Genomic DNA, 3,321 nt, shown 5'->3' on the forward strand with positions numbered 1-3,321 from the left:
CGACCTGGCCGGGCACGCCAGCTACGGCTACTGCGCGTCACACTCCCGGTGGTACTGGGGCCTGAAGCTCTACCTGGTCTGCGCAGGTGACGGGATGCCCATCATGTGGTGCCTGGCCAACCCCAAGATCGGTGAACGCGAAGTGCTGGCCGCGTTGCCCGACAACAACCACCACCTCAACCGCGAAGGTCAGATCCTATTGGCGGACAAGGGTTTCTCCGGCAAGCCCTTCAAGAAACTCACCGAGTCGAAACAGCTACGACTGCTCCGCCCGGACCGCAAGGACGAGACCTACCGCAACGGCAACCTCGGCGGCGTCCGCCAATGGATCGAATCGGTCAACCACACCCTCAAGGGCCAACTCGACCTGGAACGACACGGCGGACGAACCCCGCACGGCGTGTTCACCCGCGTCGCACAACGCCTGCTGGCCATGGCCGCCGGCATCTGGCACAACTGGACCACCGACGTGACCAGCAAACGATCACTCACAGCCTACGATCACTAAACATCAACTTCACCGCATCGATCATCTAGCGGATCACCGGCTTCGATGCGGCACCGCGCGAGGTTGTTGCGGGTGCGCAGGGTCTTGGGGTTGGCGGGGCCGAAGATCTCCACCAGATCGCTGAGCAGTCGGCGGAACATCACGACAGCGGCAACCGGGTCGCCAGCCTTGCCGAGGCTGACCCCCAGGTTGTTGCGCGCGCTGAGTGTGTCCGGATCCCTTGGGCCGAGAACTCGACCGAAATCACGGACCAGCTCACCCATCAGTTCGGCGGCGCGGTCCGGGCGGCCGGCATCGGTGAGGCAGCGAACGAGGATGTTGCGTGCGTAGAGCGTCTCCTTGTGTTCGGGCCCGAAGACCCGAGTGAACACGGGGATCAGCTCACCCATCAGCTTGACGGCGCGGTTCGGGTAGCCGGCATCGGAAAGCCACCGCGCATGGCTTCGGCGAATCGTCAGCGTGAACCGGTGGTTCCGCCCGAACTTCCGGGTCGTGTCCTGAAGCAGTTCTTCCGACGCTGTGGCGGCGGCACGCGGGTCACCTGCCTCACCCTGCCAGTGCGCGTGGCAGGCTCGGGCACGCAAGATGGTGGGGTGTCCGGGACGAAGTGCGTGGCGGGCACTGCCAACGAGCTCCCGGAAGTACTCCCGAGCAGCCACGGCTTGCCCGAGCGCACCGAGGCTGTGACCGAGGCGCAACAGCACCTCTCGCGCTCGACGGTGCCAGAGGTGGTCACCTGCCTTCCTCCGGAGCGCCTGTATGTTGTCGCATAGCGCCTTCACCAGCAAACGGTCACGTTCAACCACGGGCCAGGCCCGTGACAACGCGATCGCGGCGGCACGCGCGGCTCTCCGGATGTCGCGTGGGGTGAGGTTCTCGTAGACGGCGCGCTGGACCAGGGGATGGACCCGAATCGCCCGTGGAATGTGTGGTTCATAGGTAATAGGTTCTGTACATTAGCGACGAAAATCAGAAATAACCGCCAACGTCGACGGTCAGCAAAGAGACGGCGTGGAGCGGTTTCGCCAGGATCTGAGAGAAAGGCTCACCACTGGAGCGGGACTGACCTGGGACCGTGTCGAGAAGGCGACGAACACGCCCAGAACGACCATCCGGGACCAACGTCCGGGGTAGGACCCACGCCACCTGGAATGGCGGCGCCATGGACAAAGACAGTGTCCGCGTGTTACTACAGCTGAGTGCGCTCAGGGCGACCGTGGGATCGACTTCAGCGGAGGCAGGTCGGCGACCTCGCCGGTGGTGCGGGTGCGGGGGCGCGGTGGACCGATCCTGCGGAGCTGGTCGTCGACACGGTCGACGAGCGTCATGGCGTCGTCGAGCAGGAGGTCGTTGCAGGTGATCGCGGTGCTGCGGAAGGCGGCCACGGCCGAGTCGAAGTCCTCGCCGGGGCCGCGTCGGTACTCCGACTGGATGGTCTCGTAGGCGGTGGCCAACTCCGGGATGGCATACCAGTCGTCCCGGTTGCGTTCGGCTATCACTTCCATGACCAAGGTAGCTGTGGTTCTCCACCGGGTTGCCGTGTGCGTCGAGCAGGACGAAGTCGTCGTCCGCGACCGATAGGGGTTGGGCCGGGCCGCTGTTCCGTGGCGCCTTCAGCGCCACGACCCAACCGGTTCGCGGTGGGCGCCAGCTGTTCGCGAGGCCAATTTCCAGTTGTGACGCCGACGCGCCGCTGAGGAGGTTGACGCCCTGGACGAGTGGCGCGACGAACGGCTGTGAGACGTTGACGAACGTCACGCCGGCCTGTCGTGACATGGCTTCGAGAAGACCGATGTAGGGCGCGGTCAGGTCTGCGGAGGCGACGGAGAAGAGGCCGACCTCGGCCTCCAGGTCACCGCCGACATAGGGCACCGGACCCGGCAACCGGTGGCTGAGCAGGATGAAGTGTTCGGGGCGGTCCGCCTCGACGTCGCGCAGCTGCGGTGGCGCGACCACGGTCGAGAACTCCGCGTACCGCCCGGCCCGGCTGGCCAACCGCGTCGTGGCGTGGACGACGCCGTGGAAACGCCGCAGCCCTCGGCGGACGTCCACGATGCGCGCGGACCGCAGGTAGATGCTGACGTAGGCGGATTCGGGCACGATCTCACGCCGCGGCGCGCCCGCGTCCAGCTCGGCGTAGGCCATGTCTGGGCGCGGGTTCTCACGACAGGAGACCACCATGCCACCGCGTTCACCTCGTTCTGCGTCGTTCCGGGCTCGGGAAACCCTACTCATGTCCGGTGTTCATGCGCCGGTGTGCACGTGCGCCGCCCACCGTGTGGGTTGGGTCGGTGCGCGGCGTCGCAGTGCCCGGGTTGCGGTGTGCAGGGCGAGCGCGGCCTGGTCGACGTCGCTCCCGGCGCGCATGCTCCGGTAGGTGGCCCGGGCGACGGTCGCGGCGGCGCTGTCCTCGACCGGCCACAGGGTGGCGATCACATGGCGGAAACCGGCCAGTTGGAACGCCCTGCCGAGGTGGATCGTCTCGTCGCTGAGGAGGAGTCCGCCCCGAGCGGTGGAGCAGGCGGACAGGAAAGCCAGTTCGGCGGTGTCCAGGTGCGGTGAGGTTCCCCCCGAAGAGTGGACACCGAGTTAGCAGGGCGTTGCCCTGCTGGAAGGATGTCCGTTATGTCTGCCCGGAAGCGTCGGTCCTACGCGGCCGAGTACAAGGTTGAGGCGTCGCATCGTGTGATCGATACCGGTCGTACGATTTCCGAGGTCGCTCGCGAGCTGGGAATTGACCCGGGGATGTTGAGTGTCTGGGTCAAAGACGAACGTCGTCGAGTGGGTGCGGCAGCGGCGACTGGAGACGAGCC

The 3,321-nt window shown here is 66.2% G+C and carries 5 protein-coding genes; 2 read left to right on the forward strand and 3 right to left on the reverse strand.

The annotated features are described in order from the left end of the window. A partial coding sequence (locus ACJ73U_RS39225) for a transposase (RefSeq protein WP_407782848.1) occupies positions 1–508 on the forward strand: 508 nt, incomplete at its 5' end. Here the strand turns inward: ACJ73U_RS39225 and ACJ73U_RS39230 are convergent. The 3 genes from ACJ73U_RS39230 to ACJ73U_RS39240 form a co-directional block, all read right to left on the reverse strand. Next, positions 505–1,212: a tetratricopeptide repeat protein gene (locus ACJ73U_RS39230; protein WP_407782849.1), complete on the reverse strand. Its 708-nt coding sequence runs from the start codon at positions 1,210–1,212 to the stop codon at positions 505–507. The two genes, ACJ73U_RS39225 and ACJ73U_RS39230, sit on opposite strands and share 4 nt — an antisense overlap. A gap of 501 nt (positions 1,213–1,713) precedes the next feature. Continuing rightward, entirely contained in the window at positions 1,714–2,013 is a 300-nt protein-coding gene (locus ACJ73U_RS39235; RefSeq protein WP_407782850.1) for a hypothetical protein, read from the reverse strand. Positions 2,014–2,752: 739 nt separating this feature from the next. Continuing rightward, positions 2,753–3,061, reverse strand: coding sequence for a CHAT domain-containing protein (locus tag ACJ73U_RS39240; RefSeq protein ID WP_407782851.1), 309 nt, complete (start codon positions 3,059–3,061; stop codon positions 2,753–2,755). A gap of 72 nt (positions 3,062–3,133) precedes the next feature. Between ACJ73U_RS39240 and ACJ73U_RS39245 the strand changes: the two genes are divergently transcribed. Next, positions 3,134–3,321: transposase (locus ACJ73U_RS39245; RefSeq protein ID WP_407775401.1), on the forward strand; the 188-nt coding region annotated here is incomplete at its 3' end.

Origin of the sequence: Actinophytocola sp. (assembly GCF_045807065.1) — a bacterium.
Classification (GTDB): domain Bacteria; phylum Actinomycetota; class Actinomycetes; order Mycobacteriales; family Pseudonocardiaceae; genus Actinophytocola.